This is a genomic window from Thermodesulfobacteriota bacterium, assembly GCA_040758155.1.
Lineage (GTDB): Bacteria > Desulfobacterota > Deferrimicrobia > Deferrimicrobiales > Deferrimicrobiaceae > UBA2219.
The window spans coordinates 1-20,116 of record JBFLWB010000104.1; the positions used below are offsets into that span (position 1 = coordinate 1).

The 20,116-nt window shown below is 63.2% G+C and carries 20 protein-coding genes; 6 read left to right on the forward strand and 14 right to left on the reverse strand.

What is annotated here, in order from left to right; all coding sequences use genetic code 11:
* From AB1346_06470 to AB1346_06505, 8 genes are all read right to left on the reverse strand, one after another.
* Window positions 1–808: carbon-phosphorus lyase complex subunit PhnI (locus tag AB1346_06470; protein ID MEW6720074.1), on the reverse strand; the 808-nt coding region annotated here is incomplete at its 3' end.
* Between the two features lies 1 nt (window position 809).
* Window positions 810–1,379, reverse strand: coding sequence for a phosphonate C-P lyase system protein PhnH (gene phnH / locus AB1346_06475; GenBank protein ID MEW6720075.1), 570 nt, complete (start codon window positions 1,377–1,379; stop codon window positions 810–812).
* A gap of 6 nt (window positions 1,380–1,385) precedes the next feature.
* A complete protein-coding gene (locus tag AB1346_06480; protein MEW6720076.1) occupies window positions 1,386–1,811 on the reverse strand; it encodes a phosphonate C-P lyase system protein PhnG in 426 nt (141 codons plus the stop codon).
* Between the two features lie 12 nt (window positions 1,812–1,823).
* Window positions 1,824–2,270, reverse strand: coding sequence for a GNAT family N-acetyltransferase (locus AB1346_06485; GenBank protein ID MEW6720077.1), 447 nt, complete (start codon window positions 2,268–2,270; stop codon window positions 1,824–1,826).
* A 41-nt stretch (window positions 2,271–2,311) separates the two neighbouring features.
* Complete coding sequence (gene phnE / locus AB1346_06490; GenBank protein MEW6720078.1) at window positions 2,312–3,208, reverse strand: phosphonate ABC transporter, permease protein PhnE; 897 nt, start codon at window positions 3,206–3,208, stop codon at window positions 2,312–2,314.
* Window positions 3,195–4,064 (reverse strand): phosphonate ABC transporter substrate-binding protein, encoded by an 870-nt coding sequence (gene phnD / locus AB1346_06495; protein ID MEW6720079.1) that lies wholly within the window; start codon window positions 4,062–4,064, stop codon window positions 3,195–3,197. Before phnD ends, phnE begins: the two co-directional genes overlap by 14 nt.
* Window positions 4,065–4,096: 32 nt before the next feature.
* A complete protein-coding gene (gene phnC, locus AB1346_06500) occupies window positions 4,097–4,903 on the reverse strand; it encodes a phosphonate ABC transporter ATP-binding protein (protein ID MEW6720080.1) in 807 nt (268 codons plus the stop codon).
* 126 nt (window positions 4,904–5,029) lie between these two features.
* On the reverse strand, window positions 5,030–7,387 hold the full coding sequence (locus AB1346_06505; protein ID MEW6720081.1) for a histidine kinase dimerization/phosphoacceptor domain -containing protein: 2,358 nt from the start codon (window positions 7,385–7,387) through the stop codon (window positions 5,030–5,032).
* A gap of 198 nt (window positions 7,388–7,585) precedes the next feature.
* Here AB1346_06505 and AB1346_06510 point away from each other — a divergent pair, with 198 nt between their 5' ends.
* The 6 genes from AB1346_06510 to AB1346_06535 all read left to right on the forward strand — a co-directional run bounded on the left by AB1346_06510 (window position 7,586) and on the right by AB1346_06535 (window position 15,125).
* Window positions 7,586–8,029 carry a Fur family transcriptional regulator gene (locus AB1346_06510; GenBank protein ID MEW6720082.1) on the forward strand — a complete coding sequence of 148 codons (444 nt, stop codon included), beginning with the start codon at window positions 7,586–7,588 and terminating at the stop codon, window positions 8,027–8,029.
* 17 nt (window positions 8,030–8,046) lie between these two features.
* The gene (katG, locus tag AB1346_06515) at window positions 8,047–10,227 is read left to right on the forward strand and encodes a catalase/peroxidase HPI (GenBank protein MEW6720083.1); all 2,181 of its coding nucleotides are present in this window, start codon (window positions 8,047–8,049) and stop codon (window positions 10,225–10,227) included.
* A 150-nt stretch (window positions 10,228–10,377) separates the two neighbouring features.
* A complete protein-coding gene (locus AB1346_06520) occupies window positions 10,378–11,976 on the forward strand; it encodes a DUF4382 domain-containing protein (GenBank protein MEW6720084.1) in 1,599 nt (532 codons plus the stop codon).
* A 211-nt stretch (window positions 11,977–12,187) separates the two neighbouring features.
* The gene (locus AB1346_06525; GenBank protein ID MEW6720085.1) at window positions 12,188–13,615 is read left to right on the forward strand and encodes a fused MFS/spermidine synthase; all 1,428 of its coding nucleotides are present in this window, start codon (window positions 12,188–12,190) and stop codon (window positions 13,613–13,615) included.
* The gene (locus AB1346_06530; GenBank protein MEW6720086.1) at window positions 13,612–14,175 is read left to right on the forward strand and encodes a flavin reductase family protein; all 564 of its coding nucleotides are present in this window, start codon (window positions 13,612–13,614) and stop codon (window positions 14,173–14,175) included. Before AB1346_06525 ends, AB1346_06530 begins: the two co-directional genes overlap by 4 nt.
* Window positions 14,176–14,216: 41 nt before the next feature.
* Window positions 14,217–15,125: a hypothetical protein gene (locus tag AB1346_06535; protein ID MEW6720087.1), complete on the forward strand. Its 909-nt coding sequence runs from the start codon at window positions 14,217–14,219 to the stop codon at window positions 15,123–15,125.
* A 21-nt stretch (window positions 15,126–15,146) separates the two neighbouring features.
* On the opposite strand, the gene AB1346_06540 is transcribed toward AB1346_06535, so the two are convergent.
* From AB1346_06540 to AB1346_06565, 6 genes are all read right to left on the reverse strand, one after another.
* Complete coding sequence (locus AB1346_06540) at window positions 15,147–16,946, reverse strand: MASE3 domain-containing protein (protein MEW6720088.1); 1,800 nt, start codon at window positions 16,944–16,946, stop codon at window positions 15,147–15,149.
* A gap of 119 nt (window positions 16,947–17,065) precedes the next feature.
* Window positions 17,066–18,073 carry a methyltransferase dimerization domain-containing protein gene (locus AB1346_06545; protein ID MEW6720089.1) on the reverse strand — a complete coding sequence of 336 codons (1,008 nt, stop codon included), beginning with the start codon at window positions 18,071–18,073 and terminating at the stop codon, window positions 17,066–17,068.
* A gap of 57 nt (window positions 18,074–18,130) precedes the next feature.
* Window positions 18,131–18,466, reverse strand: coding sequence for a type II toxin-antitoxin system PemK/MazF family toxin (locus AB1346_06550; GenBank protein MEW6720090.1), 336 nt, complete (start codon window positions 18,464–18,466; stop codon window positions 18,131–18,133).
* Window positions 18,463–18,693: a ribbon-helix-helix domain-containing protein gene (locus AB1346_06555; GenBank protein MEW6720091.1), complete on the reverse strand. Its 231-nt coding sequence runs from the start codon at window positions 18,691–18,693 to the stop codon at window positions 18,463–18,465. The genes AB1346_06550 and AB1346_06555 overlap by 4 nt, the downstream gene beginning before the upstream one ends.
* A 44-nt stretch (window positions 18,694–18,737) precedes the next feature.
* Window positions 18,738–19,697 (reverse strand): D-2-hydroxyacid dehydrogenase, encoded by a 960-nt coding sequence (locus AB1346_06560; protein ID MEW6720092.1) that lies wholly within the window; start codon window positions 19,695–19,697, stop codon window positions 18,738–18,740.
* A 13-nt stretch (window positions 19,698–19,710) separates the two neighbouring features.
* On the reverse strand, window positions 19,711–20,116 hold a 406-nt coding region (locus AB1346_06565; GenBank protein ID MEW6720093.1), incomplete at its 5' end, for an NAD-binding protein.

Genomic DNA, 20,116 nt, shown 5'->3' on the forward strand with positions numbered 1-20,116 from the left:
CCGTGACCTTCACCTCGCCGACCTCGAACGGCTCGCCGGTGACGGGATGGGCGATCTCGACCGGCAGGTATCCCACCCGCAGCTCGCCCAGCGTCGGATGGATGTTGCCGTACCCGCGCATGCTCGAATAGGCGAGCAGCAGCATCCCTCCCGTCTCTCCCCGCGCCAGCGACTGGAGGACGGCGCTGCGAGGCGCCGGAAACGTCAGCGACTGCCGGGTGACGTCGAACGGCTGCGGCTTCCCGACGGGGAGACAGGCTTCTCCTGCGTCTTCGATCGGCTCCAGCAGCCCTTCCCTCCGCAGGATGTCGATCACCTTGGGGAACGTTTCCGGGACTTCGATCCCGGGAAGCGCCGCGTCGAAGACCCGCTCCCGGAACGCGTCCCTCCGGGCGTCATCGTCCTCCAGCAGGGAAAAATCGAGCAGCCGCAAGGTGTAGTCGCTCGTCGGCCCGAGAAGCTGCCCGCCGGGAATATCCTTGAACGCCGACGAGATCCGCCGGATCGCGCGCATCTTGCCCGGATCCACCGGGAGCGTCCGGGCAAGCCGCGGCTGCGTCGCGCGATGCGCCCGCAGCAGGAACGACGCCTCGAACGTGTCGCCTGCGGACTGCTTGATCGCCAGCGCGGCGAGGTCTGGCGCGTACAGCGAGCCCTCCCCCATGACACGGTCCACGGCCAGGTAAAGCTGCTCGCGCACCTGGTCGATCTTTAAGGGGGAGGAACCTCCCTTTGAACGCTCGCGGGCGAAGAGACGACAGGCGTTCCCGATCGCCTCGCTTCCGCCCTTTACCGCCACGTATCCCACGTCAGGGGCCTCCGATCCGCGTGGAGCGGGGAATGCAGGCCACCTGTCCCGCCCGGTCCACGAAGATGGCGTCCACGCCGAGGGGAAACGCGGCGTTGGCCTCCTTCAGGAAGCCGAGCTCGCCGTCGCCGAGCCCCGCGATCCGCGGGCGGAGCGCGCTCTCGATTCCCGGCCCCGACAGCGACTCCGTCCCCCCGTCCGGGGCAAGGGCGTCGACCCGGTACACGACCGTGGCTCCCTTCTCCGGAAATTCGAGCGATCCGCGCCGGATCGACCCGGCGGTCCCGCCGGTCGTCCCGGAAAGCGCGATGACGATATCGGCCTCCCCGGCCGGCGCTTCCCGCCCGCCGGTGCGGCGCGCGATTTCCCCGCCCGCGCCCGGTTCGCACGGGCCGAGAACGCAGAAGGCGGCCTCGTTGTCCGCGACGCAGCGGAGAAGACCGGCGATGTAGGCGAGACCATCGTCCTGCGCGGCGTCAAACGGTAACGGATGGACGGTGCCGGGGCGGCTCATCGCCCGCAGCAGGACCCGGAACACCGCGTGGTCCAGGATGACGTCGTCAGGCCGCATGTCCCCTCACTTCCCCGCGACCAGGTCGAAGGAAACCCGCGTGGAGGCGCCCAGAGCGGCTTCGGCCCGCAGCCCCTCCCCGCGGCGCTCCCGCGCGCTCTCCAGAAAATCCGCCACGGTTTTCCGCAACGGGCCGCCGGCATTTCCCCGTAGCACGGCGTCCGCCGCGGCGCGCGCCAGCGCCTTCTCCGGCGAATCGCCGGCCACCATCCCGTATCCTTCCGTGCCGCGGAACGAGACCGCCGCTTCCGTCACCAGCATTTCCCCCAGGTGGAACTGCGTCGAAAAGCCGTCCACCGCCGTCACCATCGCCAGTCCGGTCCTGGGCGGCCTCGTCACGATCATCTCCTCCCCCGAAAACAGGTCCAGCAGCGCCTCCACATCGGAGTCCTCCATGTAGGCGACGGAGGCCGTTTCGTCCAACGCGCGCATCTTCGCTCCCTTTCACCCGTAGCGTACGAAAAAGCTGAAACCGTGCCGTTCGAAGCCGAGCGACTCGTAGAACCGGTGGGCCGCGAGACGGTTCCCGTTGCTGGAAAACGTCATCTTGTAGCAGCCCTTCGCCCGGCAAAGCTCGTTGGCGTGCTCCATCATCCGCTTCCCGATCCCCATCCCCCGGAGGTTCTCCGCGACCACGACATCCTCGAGAATCGCGGAAGAAGCGCCCATGTGCCCCAGGTTGTCCATGACCAGCAGGGCGAACGCGCCCACGACCTTTCCGTCCAGGACCGCAACGTGAATCCGGTAATCGGGGTAATCCCGGAAGCGCGCGAAGATGCGTCGCGCGCTTTCCGGGTCGAGGACGGTCCCGTCGTCTTCCCCGAGCTGCGAGTACAGGGAAAGGATCTCCGGCAGGTCCGTTTCCGATGCTTCCCGAAGCTTTATGTCCAAGGCGTCCTGCCTCCCATGCCGGCGGTCCGCCGGCCCCCCATCTATGTGAAGCGCGCGCGGATGAGCGCGCTGACGCGGTCGATGACCGCCACGGTGACGACGATGATGATCAGGATCGTGGTGACGTCCCGGTTTTCGTAGCTTTTCAGCTTGTCGAACAGGAATACCCCGATCCCTCCCGCCCCGGTGAAGCCCAGGATCGTCGCCGAGCGCACGTCGGACTCGAGCCGGTAGAGCGTCATCGACACGAAGTGCGGCGCGACCTGCGGCAGCACGCCGTACCGGATCACCTTGAGGAAACCGGCCCCGGTCGCGGACAGCGCTTCCACCGGTTCCCGCTGGATCCCCTCGATCCCTTCCGAAAACAGCTTGAGCAGGACGCCCGATGTGTGCACTCCCAGCGCCAGGATTCCCGGCATCGGCCCCAGCCCCACCGCCGCGACGAACAGGAGCGCCCAGATGATCTCGTTGATGGACCGGCTCATGTTCGCGAAGAAGCGGACGGCCGTGTAGATCCCCCGGCGCAGCGCCGGTACGAACGCCCTCCTCCCCGGGACCATGATCTCGAGCATGTTCTTCGACGCCAAAAACGACAGCGGGAAAGCGATCAGCACGGAGAGCAGCAGCGCAAGGATCGCCATCTGCACCGTTTCCAGCATGGAAAGGAGATACCTTTCCAGTTGCCTCCAGGAGGCGGACGGCGGGAAGAAGCCGCTGTCGGCGATGCCGGGGTTGCCGGCGAGGTAGGCGTGCATGTTCCCCCACCCTTCCGCCAGCTTCCCCAGGCTCATCTCCGTCGACCGCCAGCACCACGCCAGAAGGAGCGCCGTCACCAGCAGGATCATGAGGTTGTACGGATGGAGCGCGTTGGTGCGCCTCCGTATCTCGTCGAGCTGCATGACGGCTCCCGTCCGGGCGGCGATGCTACTTGCCTGCAAGCTGCTTCTTCACCTCGATCTGGTCCCGGATCGGGTCGTACATGTCGTCGGCGACCTCCGCGTAGCCGGAGAGCTTCAGCTTCTTCAGCCCCTCGGTGTCCTTATAGGAGAGGAACGCCTCCCTCAGCGCCTTTTTGAGCGATTCGGGAAGGTCCTTGCGGTACGCCATCGGCGATCCCGGGATCAGCTTGGAGGTCCACAGGATGTTGAAGTCCTTCTCCCGCTCCCACATCTTCCCCTCGCCCCGCTTCATGTCCAGGTCGTTCGTCGAGGCGATGTCGATCTTCCCGCCCTTGATGGAAAGCATCGAGGCCTCGTGGCTGCCGGAGTAGATCACGCGGGAAAAATATTTCTGCGGATCGAGCTTCAGCTCCTTGACGAAGAGGACGGTCGGCACCAGCGTTCCGCTGGTGGAGTTGGGATCGGTGAAGGCCCATACCTTCCCCTTGGCGTCGGCGATGCTGTCGATCCCCGAGCCCTTCTTCGCGATGATCAGGCCGTGATACCCGCGGGAGCCGTCCTCGGTGACCTCGATCGCGAAGCATTCCGCGTTGGCCCGCTGCGCCGCCTCGACGTACGACTTCGGGCCGAAGTAGGCGAAATCGACGTGCCTGAACTGCATCCCGGTGATCACGCCGGCGTAGTCGGTGGAGGTCTTCATCTCCACCGGCACGCCGAGCTTCGATTCGAGATACCGGACCAGGTTCTCGAAACGGTCGGTCTGGTGCGATGACGATTCCGTGGGGATGGTGCCGAACACGAGCTTCTTCGGCCAGTCGGCCGGCGCGGCGAACGCCATCGCCGGGATGCATGCCGCAAGTGCCGCCGCCAGGAAAATTTTGAGCGCGTGCTTCATCGGAAGAGCTCCTTTCGTTCCTCGGTTGGGTTTCAGGAAAACGCCGCGGCGGCCGGAACCGCGATCGGCCACGCAAGCCCCGGCTCCCGGCCCCCCGCCCTGTCGCAGCGGTAGATTTCCTCGATCGTTCCCCGGCACAGGCGGTCCGGCGGTCCGTCGAAGACGATCCTTCCGTCGTTCACTCCTATCACCCGGCGGCAGTATTCGCGGGCGTAGTCCAGTTGGTGGAGGTTCGCGACGACCGTCATGCCGTACTTCCCGTTCGCGTTGCGCAGCGTCTCCAGCACCGTCCTGGCGCTCACCGGATCGAGCGACGATACGGGTTCGTCCGCCAGGATGATCTCGGGGCGCTGGGCCACCGCGCGCGCGATGGCGACCCTCTGGCGCTGGCCGCCGGAAAGGCGGTCGCAGCGGCTCAACGCCTCCCCCTCGATTCCGACCAGCTTCATGTATTCGTAGATCTCCTCGTACTGGCTCCGGCTGTAATGCTTGATGAGGGCGGAAAGGAGCGGCTTGCGGTGCAGCATGCCGCTTGCGATGTTGTCCAGGACGCTCAAGCGGCCCACAAGGTTGAAGCCTTGAAAGATGACGCCGATCCGGGCGCGGAGATTTTTCAGGTCCGCATGTCCGATCGCTGCGAGGTCCTTGCCCAGCACCTCCAGCCGTCCGCCCAGGATGTCCGTGGTCCCGTTCACGGACATGAGGAGCGTCGATTTCCCGGCCCCGGACGGCCCGAGGATGGAGAGGAATTCGCCTTTCCCGACGCGGATGTCCACCTCCCTTACGACGACTTTCCTGCCGTACCCGATCGAAAGGTCCGTTGCCCGAATCTGTTCCATGGCCTTCCTCCCCTTCGGAAAACACGGGTGTCGCGATCCGGACGGGAAGTTATCGGGAGGGCGTTACGCGGGTATGAAGGGGGGGTAAAAGTTCTGCTACGGAGGGAGGGTCAAGCTTCCTTGCGCTCAGACATGGCGCCGGGTCCCTTCCGGTTTTTTCGCGCCGAAGGTTATCGTGAACTCCGTCCCGAGCCCCTTGCCGATTTCGACGGCGCCTCGAAGCTGCTTCGCCAGGACGGTGATCAGTTTCAGCCCCAACGATTCGCTGCGCTGGAGATCGAAATCCTCCGGCAGCCCGACGCCGTTGTCGCCGACGGTCAGGACATATCGGTCTTCCGACGGTTGGCGCAGTACGATGCGGATCTCGCACTTATCGCCCGGGCAGGCCGACGGCATCGGGAAGGCGTGTTTCAGCGAATTGGAAACGAGCTCGTTGATGATGAGGGCGCAGGGAATGATCTTGTTGATCTCCAGAGATACGTTTTCGACGTCGATGGCCGCCCGGATGGCCCGCCCGCCGGCGCCGTACGACAGGAACAGGTTGTCGACCAGGCTGCCCACGTATTCCTTGAAGTCGATATTGGCCAGCGACTCGGACCGATACAGCTTTTCGTGGATCAGCGCCATCGTGTAGATGCGGTTCTGGCTCTCCTTGAACAGTCCGACGGCCTGCGCGTCCCTGATGTAGGGCAACTGCAGGCTGAGCATGCTCTGGATGATCTGGAGATTGTTTTTCACGCGGTGATGGATTTCCTTGAGCAGCACTTCCTTTTCCCTGAGCGACTTCCGGATCAGCTCCTCGGCCTTCTTCATCTCGTCGACCAGCCTGGCATTCTCCAGGGAGATCGCCGCCTGGGACGCGAGGAACCGGGTCATCCGGATTTTTTCTTCCGTGAAAACGGAATCGGTCAGGCGATTCTCGAGGAACAGGATGCCGATCTTCTTCGATTGCTTGATGACGGGAAGACACAACAGGGAGCCCGGGTGGGGGCATCGGCAATCGCAGCCGCTTCTCAACGCGCACTGCTTGCGCGCATCGTCGAATACGACCCGCTCCCCGGTGCGATAAACGTGGCGGGCGGTCGCCCTGCAGATGTCCGGCGCCTCCTCCAGCGTCTTCCCCAAGGCGCGGCAGGACTGCTTTTCCGCGATATGGCTTTCGGCGCGGATCGTCAGGTTGCCGTCTTCCTCGATCAGCAGATACCCGTGCTGGGCGCCCGAACACTCCAGGACCACGTCCATGGCCTTGCGCAGCAGCGATTCCTGTTCGATCTCGACGGAAATGGCCATGGACGATTTCATCAGGTAATCGACATCGAGGTTGGGCAGCGTCCGGAACGCCGGGATCTCCATCCCCTCCACGGCGGAAGCTTCCGGCTCTTCCACGAAGCACTCCGCGTACTTTTCGTGCAGGAGGTATTCCTTTCGCTCCGCGCGGCATTTCCTGTACAGCCGCGCCGCCTCGGCGAAATGGATGCGTTCGCCGCACCGGCCGGCGCCCAGGAGCAGCTCTCCCAGGCACTGGTGCAGATGTCCCTCCAGCAGGGTGTAATTCTGTTCGTGCGCGGCATGGACGGCGTCGAGGTAAAGGCTGCGGGCCTCCCGGAATCCGCCGAGCACCCTTTCCCGCTCGGCATGAATGAAGGCCAGGTAGGGCTTGAGCAAGGGCCCCGGAGACGCCCAGGTCTCGATCTTCCGGATGAGCGGCTCGATTTCCGCCAGCAGCTCTTCCCTGCTGCCGTGGCCCGCCCTTCGCTCGAACAGCTTGAGGGCGTTCAGGACGAGGAAGACATGCCACTGCCTTTTCAGGACGTTGTCGGCAAGCCCCGTCAGGTATTTCCGCACGCTGTTCAGGCAATCCCTGGCCTGTCCGTGCTCGCCGAAATAGTAGTGGGACAAGGCCATGTGGACGAAATAGCTCCCCACCGAAGCGACGTGGCTGTCCCGCTCCCATGCCTTGAGTTTTTCTTCCATGGGCACGGGTGAATAGCCCCTTTTCATCGGAGCGATCCATCCCGCCTGCATCGCTTCGGCAAGACCCACGGAAAAGGACAGGTTGTGGCGGTGGGAGAACTGGAGACACTCCTTCGCGGCCTCCTCGATCGCCTGCAGGTCGGCTCCCTGGACCTGGAGGTTCCACATAAGCGGGCCGTACGAAAGGCCGGCGTTGCACAGGTCGCCGGAGTCCTTTCCGCTGCGGATGGACTTGAGGCAGTAATCGACGATCTGCGCGGGATGGCTCCTCGAATGCATGTTGCACCAGTCGATCCCGTTCATCCCGCGGGGGGCGCCGAAGGTGTCCGGATATTTCGCCGACAGGTCGCGGGCAAGGTCCTCGTAAAGGAACGCCTGCTCGAAATCGCCCTGTTCGCCGAGCTGGAGCCCGCGGAATGCGGAGCTTCCGCAAGCTTCTCGCCGATCTCGTAATTCAGCAGGCGCATGCGAACTCCTACCGCCGGTGAGCCTCAGAAGGATATGTATCACGTCATTCTCCCGCCTGTCGACAACATGAGAGGACGACGATCCACGAGGCCCCGACTCCCACGGGGGGATACGACATCGCCGCCCTCAATAGGGCTTACGAGGGAAACGGTTGACCCCACATCCGCATCGAAATGATTCCGACGCGTATTCTGCCGTTAGGACTTGACTTAAGATAAGAATTATTCCTATATGATATTTATGTCCGAGAAACAGGGCGGCAAATGCGACGCGGAGCGGATCCTTCGCGAACACGGGGCGAGGATCACGCCGCAGAGGGTATCGATTCTCCGGGCCGTGGAGAACTCCGGGAACCATCCCGACGCCGATGCCGTCTACCGGCAGGTTTCCAGGGAGCATCCGCATATCTCTCGGGATACGGTCTACCGGACCCTTTCCATGATGGAGGAAAAGGGGATCATCGGATCGGTCCTGTCCGTCGGGAACTCGAAAAGGTACGACCCGAACACCGCGAGGCATCACCACCTGGTCTGCGTCCGGTGCAGGAAGATTAAGGATTTTTCCTCGGAGAAGTTCGACCGCCTGGATCCTCCGGCCGGCAAGGTGTCCGGGTTCCAGGTGCTGCGGACGACCGTGCAGGTCGAAGGAGTCTGCGAAGATTGCCGGAAACGAAAGAAAGCGTAGGAGAAAGGAGAAGACACATGGCACCTGAAAGCAAGGCCCCGTTCGTACATCCTGCCGGCAGCGGCAAGTCGAACCGGGAGTGGTGGCCCGATCAGCTCAACCTGAAGGTCCTGCACCAGAACTCTCCCCTGACCGATCCCATGGGCAAGGGCTTCAACTATGCCGAAGAGTTCAAGAGTCTCGACCTGGGCGCCGTGAAGAAGGACCTCCAGGCGATGATGACCGAATCGCAGGACTGGTGGCCGGCGGACTTCGGGCACTACGGACCGTTGCTCATCCGGATGGCGTGGCACAGCGCCGGGACCTACCGCACCGGCGACGGCCGCGGCGGCGCCGGAGCGGGACAGCAGCGCTTCGCGCCCATCAACAGTTGGCCCGACAACGCGAACCTCGACAAGGCGCGCCGGTTGCTTTGGCCGATCAAGCAGAAATACGGCCGGAAAATCTCCTGGGCCGACCTCATGATCTTAGCGGGAAACGTCGCCCTCGAATCGATGGGGTTCAAGACGTTCGGCTTCGGCGGCGGGCGGGAGGATGTCTGGGAGCCGGAAGAGGACGTTTACTGGGGCTCCGAGACCGGCTGGCTGGAGGACAAACGCTACTCCGGCGAACGGGACCTGGAAAATCCGCTGGCGGCCGTGCAGATGGGGCTGATCTACGTCAATCCGGAAGGCCCGAACGGCAACCCGGATCCGGTCGCGGCGGTCAAGGATATCCGCGACACGTTCGGCCGCATGGCGATGAACGACGAGGAGACCGTCGCGCTGATCGCCGGCGGCCACACCTTCGGAAAAACCCACGGCGCCGGCCCCGCCTCCCATGTGGGCCCGGAGCCCGAAGCGGCCGGCCTCGAGGAGCAGGGGCTGGGCTGGAAGTGCAGCTTCGGCGCCGGCAAAGGGGGAGACACGATCACCAGCGGCCTGGAGGTCACCTGGACCAACACGCCCACGCAGTGGAGCAACAACTTCTTCCGGATCCTGTTCGAATACGAATGGGAGCTGACGAAGAGCCCGGCCGGGGCGCACCAGTGGAAGGCGAAGGGCGGCGCGGGCGCCGGCACGATCCCGGATGCCCACGACCCGTCCAGGCGTCACGATCCGACCATGCTGACCACGGACCTCTCCCTGCGGATGGACCCCGTCTACGAAAAGATCTCCCGGCGCTTCTACGAGAATCCGGACCGGTTCGCAGACGCGTTCGCCCGGGCGTGGTTCAAGCTGACGCACCGCGACATGGGGCCGCGCGCGCGCTATCTCGGCCCTGAGGTTCCCGCCGAAGCGCTCATCTGGCAGGATCCCATCCCCGCGGTCGATCACAAGCTGATCGACGCGAAGGACATCGCCTCCCTCAAGCGGAAGATCCTCGCTTCGAAGCTGCCCGTTTCCCGGCTGGTGTCGGCCGCCTGGGCGGCGGCGTCCACCTTCCGCGGCTCCGACAAGCGCGGCGGCGCGAACGGCGCGCGCATCCGGCTCGCGCCCCAGAAAGATTGGGAAGTCAACCAGCCGGCCGATCTGGCGAAAGTGATCAAGACCCTCGAAGGGATACAGGACGGGTTCAACGGCGCAGCCGCCGACGGCAAGAAGGTCTCGCTGGCAGACCTGATCGTTCTGGCGGGCTGCGCAGGCGTCGAGCAGGCCGCGAAGAAGGCCGGCCATCGCGTAAAGGTCCCCTTCACGCCGGGACGCATGGACGCCTCGCAGGAGCAGACCGACGTGGATTCCTTCGGCGTGCTCGAGCCGATCGCCGACGGCTTCCGCAATTACCTCAAGCGAAAGTACACCGTATCGGACGAGGCTCTGCTGGTCGACAAGGCGCAACTGCTGACGCTGACCGCGCCCGAAATGACGGTGCTCGTCGGCGGCATGCGCGCCCTGGACGCCAACTTCGGGCAGTCCCCGCGCGGGGTCTTCACCAAGCGGCCGGGGACGCTGACCAACGACTTCTTCGTGAACCTGCTCGACATGGACACGGAATGGAAGCCGGTATCCGACGCCAAGGACGTGTTCGAGGGGCGCGACCGGAAAACGGGCGAGCTCAAGTGGACCGGAACGCGCGTCGATCTCGTCTTCGGGTCGAACTCCCAGCTCCGGGCGCTGGCGGAAGTCTATGGAAGCTCGGACGCGCAGGCGAAGTTCGTCCAGGACTTCGTCTCGGCCTGGACGAAGGTGATGAACCTGGATCGCTTCGACCTTGCGTAAGCTCGAAGGATAGACCCGGCGCAAAACCGGGCGAGATGATGGCCGCCGGGGCGCTTTTCCCGGCGGCTTTTTCTTTGGCGGAAACTTTTTTTGAACATCCGGGTTTCACCTTCCGTATTGATGATGCGACTCTTCTATCGGAGGGCGATCATGCGGAAAATCACGTATTTGCTCCTGGCATCCATTATCGCTTTACCGCTTCTGCTTGCCGGCTGCGGGGGAGGCGGAGGATCCGCCACCCCTTCGGGCACCGTCACCCTGGCGCTGACCGACGCGCCCGGGTCCGAGTATGACAACGTCTTCATCACGGTCCGCTCGGTCTGGTTCCACCTGCTCGACACCGCGCCGTACGACAACCTTGCCACCAGCGGCTGGGTGCGGGTCAACCTTCCCACGCCCAAGACCATCGACCTCCTGGAGCTGCGGGGCGGCAACATCTCCCAGGATCTGCTCAACGAAGCGCTGCCCGCCGGCGTCTACCGGCAGATTCTGCTGTTCCTGACACCCACGGAAGATCCGTTGGCTCCCTCGGCCGCGGCGCTGGGGCTGACTTACAACAACGAGGTCGTCGCGGGAGGAACGGCGTTTCCCCTGCGCGTCCCGAACGCGGCCCAGGGGATCAAGCTTGCCGGGACGTTTTCGGTGGAAGAGGGCAAGGCGCTTCGGCTGGTGATCGATTTCAACGTGGGCGACGACGTCGTTTCGTTCCGGCGCGCGGGGAGCACGGAATATCTCCTTAAACCGCGCCTGCAGTACTTCGACCTTGCGAGCGTGGGGGCGATCCGGGGGACGATCGACGCGCCATCCGCCGCCGACAACGCCGCCTTCTTCGTCGTGAAGGCGGAAACGCTCAACGGGACGGACAACTCGTATTACGTCATCCGGCGGGCGACCTTCATCGACAACACCGGCAATTTCGTCCTCTACCCCGTCCGCGTGCCGCCCGGTAGCACGTCGACGACCTGCGATGTCGTCCTTCGGGGGCATGGGTACAACACGGTGATCGTGAAGAACGTGCCGGTCGCCCGCGACACCCGGCCGAACGGTACCGGCGTCTTCGCCCCCACGGTCATGCCGCAGATCGACATGCAGCCGCGCAAAGCCGCGGTCGCCGATTACAACCCGTCGATCTCCGTGTCGCCGACGGGCGCCTGGGCGCAGTTCCACCAGACGCTGCCCGGCGCGGGCGAAAAACCGTACGTCGTCCGCTTCCGCCACGTCAACCCGCTCACCGGGCGGATCGACGCATTCCCGCTCTCTTCGGAGGACCTTTGGCGGGGAAACTACGACGCCGCTTCCATCGCGTTGACGCAGGTAACCCCGGTAGAAGGAGCGGGCGGCTTCCGGGTCGCGGCGGATGCGCTCCAGCATGAGCGCAGCGCATACCAGGCCATCTCCCCCGCCGGTCCCGCCGCGGACTTCACGCTGGCGGTCAGCGATCCGCCGGGCGGGCGCATCGTCGCCGGCAACCTGATCGTCCCGATCTCGGGGCTCGACAACGGCATCGTCTTCATCGGCCATGGCGGCATCATCGTGGACGCCAAGCCGCTCTCCGCGGCGCAGACGGCGCTGGGCATCAACGCCTATCCTTCGTTCACGGTGCCGGGAGGTGTCTTCGGCCTGTACGGCCTGGAAGCGTTGGCGTGGCGGAACGGCGGGACCGCCTTCGCCGTAGGCATCCCCCGCCTGGTCGACGTGCGTGCGTCGGACGACTTCGTGGACATCCCGATGATCGGGATCGTTCCGTAAACGCCGCTTCCGCGGCCGTCACGGCCGTCGCAACCGTCTACCGCCCCCGTCGGCCGACCGCCGGCGGGGGCCGTTTTCTTGTCCAGCTCGCCGGTCCCGCCTTGTGAAACCCGGATCAATTGTTTAGTCTGCATTGGATGCCGACCAACGGGGACCCGGCTTGGGCAAATTCCTGATTTATCTGATCGCAGGATGGTCCGGCTTTTACGTCATGAGCCTCGAACTGTTGAGCGGCAGGATCCTTGCGCCGAATTTCGGCAGCAGCATCTATGTCTGGGGCGGCATCATCACGGTTTTCATGATCGCCCTCTCGACGGGATATCTGGTCGGGGGCCGCTTGTCGATCCGGGAGCCGTCTTTAAGGAAACTTTCCCTGTTCCTGTTGTCCGCGGCATTGACCGCGACTCCGATCGTGATCATGAAAGAGTCCGCCCTGGACGGTATTTTCTCCCTGATCCAGGACCCGAGATACGGCTCCGTGGTCTCCACCACCCTTCTGTTCTTCCTGCCGACGGCCATCTCGGGAATGGTATCCCCTTATGCGGTGCGGCTGCTGGTCAGGGAACATCAGCATAGCGGGCATTATGCCGGGCTGCTTTTCTTCGTTTCGACCTTCGGCAGCGCCGCGGGAACCATCCTGACTTCGTTTTACCTTGTGCTTTACCTGGAGATCGACAGCATCCTGTGGCTGCTGATCGGAATATCTTCGGCGATATGCATTGTCGCGATCGCGTACGGCAGGAGGATGGTTCAGGAAGCCGCGGTGCTGACGCTTGGTTTGATAATAGTGTTCGGGATCCCCGGGACCGCAGGCGCGGAAACCATCCTCCACAAGGAGAGGTCCCTGTACCGCGACATCACCGTTTATGAAGAGGAAGGAACGCGGTGCATGCGATTCACCCGTCTGTTTTCAGCGCGCCAGACGTGCGTCTCGCTGAAAAATCCCGACCACCTGGTGATCAATTACACGAAAATGATGCTGGGCGCCTTGTATCTTCGCCCGGATCCCCGGAAGATCCTGATGATCGGAGTGGGAGGCGGGACGCTGCCGACGAAGCTGTCTTCGCTGTTTCCCGCCGCGGAGATCCACGCGGTGGAAATCGATCCGGCCGTCATATCCGTCGCGAAAAAATATTTCGATTTCAGGCCGGGGAAAAATATCCTCGTCTTCGAGGAAGACGGCAGGGTTTTCGTCAAGCGCGCCTTCAAGAACGGATACAGATACGACCTGATATTGCTGGACGCCTTCGACCATGAATACATCCCGGAGCATCTGCTCACCAAGGAATTCCTGGAAGAGGTAAGGAAAATCCTGATGCCAGGCGGGGTCCTTGCGGCGAACACCTGGTCCACCAGCCGCCTTTACGATCACGAATCGGCGACATATCAATCCGTTTTCGGGGAATTCTACAATCTGAGATACCTCAGCAGGGTGATCCTCGTGAAGCCGGACGGCCTTCCGTCCATGGACCTGGTGAAAAAGAACGCCCATGCGCTCGACGACCGATTGAAGCGGTTCGACGTCGACACGGATTGGGTGCTGTCGCTGTTTTCCACAAAGCGGGACTGGCGAGCCGACGCGCGCGTCCTGACCGATCAATACTCACCATCGAATCTATTGAACCGAGGTGCCCCATGAAGAAAGTCAGAATCGCCCCCGGTCCCTTCGTGCTCCCCATGCCCACCGTGCTGGTGGGCGCCGCGGTGGACGGCGCGCCGAATTTCATGACCGTGGCCTTCGCCGGCCTCGCCAACTACCAGCCGCCGATCGTCGCCATCAGCGTCAGTCCCGACCATTACACCACCGCGGGGATCCGGGTCAACGGAACCTTCAGCATCAACCTGCCCGGGCCCGATCTCGTCGAGGCGACGGACTGGTGCGGCATCCACTCCGGCAAGAAGGTGGACAAGAGCAAGGTCTTCGAGACGTTCTCCGGCGAGCTCGAAAACGCGCCGATGATCGAGGCGTGCCGCCTGACCGCCGAATGCCGGCTGGTCAGGACTGTGGAGCTCAAGATGGACGTGGTTTTCTTCGGCGAGGTGGTGAGCGTCCACGTGGACGAATCGGCGCTCAAGGACGGCGACCTCGACTGGCAGCGCATCGCGCCGCTCATCTTCACCTTCCCCGACAAGGGGTACTGGAGGATCGGGGAGCGCGTGGCCGACGCCTGGAGCGTGGGGAAAAAGTTCAAGGGCTGAAAGCCGGCAACCATATCGATCCAACTTTCGGAGGTGCGGGAATGCGCAGTGTACGGCATGCCACGGGACGTTTCATCGGCGCAGCGATGTTTGCCGCGTTTGCCTTTTCCTTGAGCCTCGGCGCCGCCGCGATCGCCGCGGACACCGCATCCATGAAGGTCACCACGAAGCATGAATTCAAGGACCCCTACGACGGCGGCACGCGGCTTCCCAAAGGGGGAGGGGAACCGGGCAAGGCGTACAAGGAGCTGCTCGACGCGGCAGGGAAAAAGGATCATAAGCGGATCTGCCGACTGATGACGACGGATGAAAACGAGATGAAGGAGTGCATGAAGGATAAAAAGGCCGCAGAAGGGATCGCTTTCTACCTCGGAGATCCCAAGGGGCAGAAGATCCTCGACGGATATTCCAAAGGGGACGAGGCGACGCTGGACGTCGCGTACCCGCATGCGGGCGCTCCCGACTCGTACGCCTCCGTCCGCATGAAGAAGGAAGGGGGAAAGTGGATCTGGAACGGTTTTTCGGCCTCCGGCAGCGCGGAAGTCAGCGCTTCCGCAGGCGGGACGGCGGATTTCGGGCCGCCATCCAAGACGAAGGAAGATCTCGCCTCCCTGCAGAAATGCCCGATGCTGGGAAAATGGGAGTTCGTCGGGAAGGACGACAAGGGGGCCAAGTGGACGGGCGTCGTCGACATCAAGATCGAAAACGAAGAAGTCGCATGCGACATAAACATCCAGGGTCCCAAGTTCAGCCAGGGGATCGGGGGGCCTTTCCCGTGCAAGCCGGACCAGAAGAGCTTCACCTGCGAGACGGGCGGCAACTCGTTCACGGCCACCCTCTCGGCTGACGGCAAGAACCTGACGAACGGCAAGTGGAATACGAAGGGGGACGACTTCCTCAATTTCCCGAAGGTGACCGGAAGCTGGACGGCAAAGTTGCAGGGACGTTAAGGAAACGGCGCCGTTGCGCGGTCATGCCGCTCCGTGCACGGCGCCTTTCCGCTTTTTAAACCGTATCGTACACAGGGTCCCTTCGCCTTCGCCGCTTCGGAACTCGACCTCGGCGCGAAGCTGGCGGGTCAGAAGCTTCACGAGGCGCAGGCCGAGAGAGTTGGAGTTTTCCCAGTCCGTCCCCGGCGGCAGCCCCGCGCCGTCGTCGCGCACGCACAAGGATACCGTCCCATCCGCGTCTTCCCGGAGCGAAACGCTCACGGCGCCGGCGCTCCGCCCGCGGAAGGCATGCTTCATCGCGTTGCTGAACAGCTCGTTCAGGATCAGCCCGCACGGCACCGCCTCTTTCACCTGCAGATGCACCGGCTTCAGGTCCGTGTCGATCCGGATCCCTCCACCCTTCGGCCCCTGCGTCCGCCACAGGAGCTCCAGCAGAGTCCGGGCATAGCCGGCGAACTCCACGTGCGCCAGGTCCGGCGCCTGGTAGAGCGTCTCGTGGACCATGGCCATGGATTGGATGCGCTGTATCACTTCCTGGAAAATATCCCCCACCGAAGGGTCCTTGGCCTGTTGGGCCTGCAGGTTCAGCAGGCTCGAGACCATCTGCAGGTTGTTCTTCACCCTGTGGTGAATCTCCTTGAGGAGCACCTCCTTTTCGGCCAGCGAGACCTTCAGCGCCTCTTCCGCGCGCCGCTTCTCGGTGACGTCGTGAAATACGAGGACGGCCCCGGCGACGTTCCCCTCGCCGTCCAGGATCGGCGCTGCGCGTTTGTCGATCGGCACCGATCGCCCTTCCCTGGTGATCAATGCAGCGCGTCCGGATAGCGCCACCGGCCGCCGCTCGCGCAGCACCCGGGTTAACGGATCCTCCATCGGCTCCCCGGTCCGCCCGTCGACTATGCGGAAAACCTCCGGAACGGCCCGGCCCGCCGCCTCCCCGCTCGTCCAGCCGGTCAGCGACTCCGCCGCGGGATTGAGGAACGTGACGCCTCCTTCCGCGTCCGTCGCGATCACGGCATCTCCGATGCTGGTCAGGGTCACCCGGAAGCGCTCGCGCTGCCGGTGCAGGTCCCTGAACAGCAGGTCGTAAGGCCTGGCGAGCCCCGTCTCGATGACGGCCTTGTAGATCAGGTAGAACGACAGGATCTTGAGGATGTGCCCGAGCAGGTTGGCGAAGCCGTAGACGCTGGCGTACGCGGTGAAGGCGAGCTCGGACAGGATCGTCACCGCGATGGACGACAAGGTCCATGCCAGCAATCCCTTCTCGAAATGCTCCCGGCGATGCCACATGAAGGCGCCCGCGGCTGCGAGGATCCCGACGATCACGTATTCGCTGACGATCTTGAACCGCGTGAGCCCTGCGCCCGGTATGAAGCAGTCCGGGAAAACGCGCCAGACGAAGATGGACAGGATCGCAAGCGCCGAAGCCGCCGCGTAGAACAGGAAATAATAAGCGGGCCGGATCCCCCGGCGCAGCATCAACGGCGCGGCCAGCAGCGTGAGGCTTTCCATGTAGCGGGCGGCGATCCAGAGCTGGGTCGGGGGGTTGGGCCCGATGCCGGGGAAAACGTTCATGCCGGTATAGGCAAGCGTGTGGACGAAATCCAGGAACCCGACGAAAAGGTAGGCGATCCCGAGGAACAGCAGGAAATGGCCGGAGGCGAACCGCCGCGTGTTCCAGGCCACCATGAAGATCCCGCTGGCGATGACCACCGAAAACGCTTCGGCAACGCTATGGAAAAGCAAGTAATTATAGAGGCTTGTGGCGTAAATGCCCGCCATCAGGAGGATGGCGGTTGCGACGGAAATTGTCCTCTGCATACGTCTGCCGGCTGCCCGAATGTCCACGTCCTGGATATCGGGGTGATATTTAGACCCGGTCGATAGTATCACGGAGAGAAACGGAGGACCATGGAGTTGAAACCGGCAGCCGCTCCCGTTTACCCCTTCACCCTCCCGCACACGATCCCCGTCGTCACCGCCGCCTTCACGTCCAGCCGCTTCACGTCGACGAGCCCGTTTTTCTCGAGGAAGGCCGTCAGCTCCCGTTCGGAATAGGCCCTGCCGCCGGGTGTCCCGAGAAGCATGTTGATGGAGAACAGGGCGGGAAACAGCGGGCCGGTCTTTTCATTGTTCAGGATGAACTCGTGGATGAACACCAGACCTCCCGGTTTCAGGACCGACGCCGCGTGGGCCACGATCTTTTCCGCGCCTTCCGGACCTTCGCCGTGGAGGTTGTGGGAAATCCATACCACGTCGTAGTCCTTTTCGAGGTTCACCGTATCGTCGGTATAGCTGCCTGCCCTGAAGTCGATCCTGTCCGCCAGGCCGAATCGCGCGACGGTCTTTTCCGCGAAGGGACGCGTCTCGGGGAGATCGAACACCGTCGCCGTCATCCCCGGGTTCTCCATGCAGAAATGGATGGCGTAGGTCCCCGGCCCTCCCCCGAAATCGAGGAATCTCCTTCGGCCCGAAAGATCGATCTCTTTGGCGTAATGAGGGGCAAGCTCCATGGCGATGTTGAACATCCCCATGAGGAAGCTTTCCCGTTCCGTTTCCGAAACGGTCGCCGGCCTCCGGCGGTTGGGCTCGCCGCTCATGACCGACTCGCTCATCCGGTTCCAGGAATCCATCAGGTGATGGTGGTGCAGGATGATGAACCCCGTGTAATCCGGCGAATCCTTCACCAGGTATTTCCGGGAGAACTCCGTGTTGGCATAGAACCCTTTCTCCTTCGTGAGAAGGTCCATGCCGCACAGGGCGTTCAGCAGCGTTTCGACGCCGTAGCCGCTTCCCCCGATCTTCATCGCCAGGGCGGAGGCGTCCATCTTTTCCCGGCCGATCGCCGTGAATATCTCGAGTTTCACGGCCGTGTGCAGGGCGCAGGTCTCCCAGTAGCTACCCGACATCTCGAGGAGAGACTGTTTGGTCCATCGGGATCCGTTCATCGCGGCGGCTCCTTCTCGCCTGTTTAATTTCAGGATAAGTCGAAGATGGAATGAGCATCAATCCGATTCGGGAATATCCAAAGCAATACGAAGAGCTTTATCAAGCTCTCGCGTTTTCTTGATTGGAAGGGCGCCGACATAGTTCGTCAGCGCGGATTTCGGCAAGCTTACCAGCTCGTCGCAATGGACACTGCTGTCATGCTTCAAACCGGATTCGGTTCCGATCGCCACCTGAGTCGATAAACCGTCATGAACGGAGTATACGGGCGCACAGATCACCGTGGAAAATCGCGAGTCGAGGAGTATCTGACGGCTGACGACAACAAATACCCGGGATTTCTTCGGATCTTTTGCGCTGGGGCTGGGAACGCGATACAGCCCCCCCCGGTTCACGGGAGCACCTGGTAGCTCAACACATCCTTCGCCTCCTGATTCAGACGATCCGCTTCCCGATTGATGATTTCCAGATCCTTCGCGTTTTGCCGATCTCGTTTCATCTGATCGATATAAGCCCTCAAGGCCTTCTCGATGAAATCGGACCGGCTCTTGTGGGACCCGGCCTGCTCATCGATCACCTTCAGCAGATCTTCCGCAAGTGTGATGGAGGTCTTTACTTTCATACTACCAACATACTCCTGCCTGTCGCCGGGGTCAATGGCCGCCGTCAGCCCTTTACGACGTTGACCGGCGTCCCCGCGATGAAGCGGGCGAGGTTCTCCACCGCGATGTCCATCAGCCGCTGGCGCGATTCCCTGGGCGCCCAGGCGATGTGCGGCGTGATGATGCAGCGCTTCGCCTTGAGCAGCGGGTTGTCCGGCTGGATGGGCTCCTTCGACACGACATCGATCCCCGCCCCCCCGATCTTGCCGCTTTCGAGCCCTTCGAAGAGATCCTGCTCCACGACGAGCGGGCCGCGGGAGGTGTTGATGATGAGCACGCCGTCCTTCATCTTGGCGATGTTCGCCCTGTTGACGATCCCCTCGGTGGAGGGGAAGAGCGGGCAGTGCAGCGAGATCACGTCCGAGGATGCGAACAGGGTTTCCAGGTCGACGTAGCGGCAGCTCTCGCTCTCGAGCCCCGGGACCTTGTGCGCGTCGTGCGCGAGGATCTTCATCCCCAGCGCCTGGGCGATCCTGCCGGTCGCCTGCCCGATGCGGCCGAACCCGATGATCCCCATGGTCTTCCCCGCGAGCTCGACCAGCGGGAATTTCCAGTAGCACCAGTCCGGGCTGCGCTGCCACTCGCCCGCGAACACCGAATCGGAGTGCGCCCCGACGTGGTTGCAGAGCTCCAGGAGAAGGGCGATGGCCATCTGGGCCACGGCGGCGGTCCCGTAGGTGGGGATGTTGGAGACCACGATCCCCCGCTCCGCGCAGGCGGCGACGTCGACGACGTTGTAGCCGGTCGCGAGCACGCCGACGTAGCGGATGGAGGGGCACGCCTCGATAGTTGCCCTGTTCAGCGGCGTCTTGTTGACGATCACCGCCTCGGCCGAACCAATCCGCTCCACGATCTTGTCGGCGGGCGTCCGGTCGTAGACGGTGAGCGGGCCGAGCGCCTCGAAGCCGCTCCAGGAGAGGTCGCCGGGGTTTTCGGTGTATCCGTCGAGGATGACGATCTTCATGGACTCTCCTTTATTAACGCAGTCCCGCGCGTTCAGCGACGAGCAATTCGATCGCCGTCCAGTCCATCCCGCTGCGGCCTTTCGCGATGGAATCGGTCAACCGTTCGTGGAGCAGCTCGGCCAGCGCCATCGGCACTCTCGCCGAGTCGGCGGCGCCCTTCACCAGTTTGACATCTTTCATCCCCAGCGCGAGCTGGAAACCTGCCGGCTCGTAAGCCCGGTTGGCGACGATTCGGCCGTAATTCTGGTAGATCGGGCAGCTAAACAGCGTCTCGCCGAAGAAGGAGGCCACCGCCGCGCGGTCGACGCCGTTCTTCTCGGCCAGGGCGAACGCCTCGGACATCGCCTCGACGGCGGACAGGATCATGAAGTTGCCGCAAAGCTTGACGAGGTTCGCCGCGCCGGGGTCGTCTCCGAAA

What these genes read in the sequence shown, in the direction of transcription:
- phnH (MEW6720075.1), bottom strand. Translation starts at nt 1,379, where the DNA reads ATGCGGCCTGACGACGTCATCCTGGACCACGCGGTGTTCCGGGTCCTG.
- phnD (MEW6720079.1), bottom strand. Translation starts at nt 4,064, where the DNA reads ATGAAGCACGCGCTCAAAATTTTCCTGGCGGCGGCACTTGCGGCATGC.
- AB1346_06525 (MEW6720085.1), top strand. Translation starts at nt 12,188, where the DNA reads ATGAGCCTCGAACTGTTGAGCGGCAGGATCCTTGCGCCGAATTTCGGC.
- phnC (MEW6720080.1), bottom strand. Translation starts at nt 4,903, where the DNA reads ATGGAACAGATTCGGGCAACGGACCTTTCGATCGGGTACGGCAGGAAA.
- AB1346_06555 (MEW6720091.1), bottom strand. Translation starts at nt 18,693, where the DNA reads ATGAAAGTAAAGACCTCCATCACACTTGCGGAAGATCTGCTGAAGGTG.
- AB1346_06520 (MEW6720084.1), top strand. Translation starts at nt 10,378, where the DNA reads ATGCGGAAAATCACGTATTTGCTCCTGGCATCCATTATCGCTTTACCG.
- katG (MEW6720083.1), top strand. Translation starts at nt 8,047, where the DNA reads ATGGCACCTGAAAGCAAGGCCCCGTTCGTACATCCTGCCGGCAGCGGC.
- AB1346_06510 (MEW6720082.1), top strand. Translation starts at nt 7,586, where the DNA reads ATGTCCGAGAAACAGGGCGGCAAATGCGACGCGGAGCGGATCCTTCGC.
- AB1346_06560 (MEW6720092.1), bottom strand. Translation starts at nt 19,697, where the DNA reads ATGAAGATCGTCATCCTCGACGGATACACCGAAAACCCCGGCGACCTC.
- AB1346_06545 (MEW6720089.1), bottom strand. Translation starts at nt 18,073, where the DNA reads ATGAACGGATCCCGATGGACCAAACAGTCTCTCCTCGAGATGTCGGGT.
- AB1346_06535 (MEW6720087.1), top strand. Translation starts at nt 14,217, where the DNA reads ATGCGCAGTGTACGGCATGCCACGGGACGTTTCATCGGCGCAGCGATG.
- AB1346_06540 (MEW6720088.1), bottom strand. Translation starts at nt 16,946, where the DNA reads ATGCAGAGGACAATTTCCGTCGCAACCGCCATCCTCCTGATGGCGGGC.
- AB1346_06530 (MEW6720086.1), top strand. Translation starts at nt 13,612, where the DNA reads ATGAAGAAAGTCAGAATCGCCCCCGGTCCCTTCGTGCTCCCCATGCCC.
- AB1346_06480 (MEW6720076.1), bottom strand. Translation starts at nt 1,811, where the DNA reads ATGCGCGCGTTGGACGAAACGGCCTCCGTCGCCTACATGGAGGACTCC.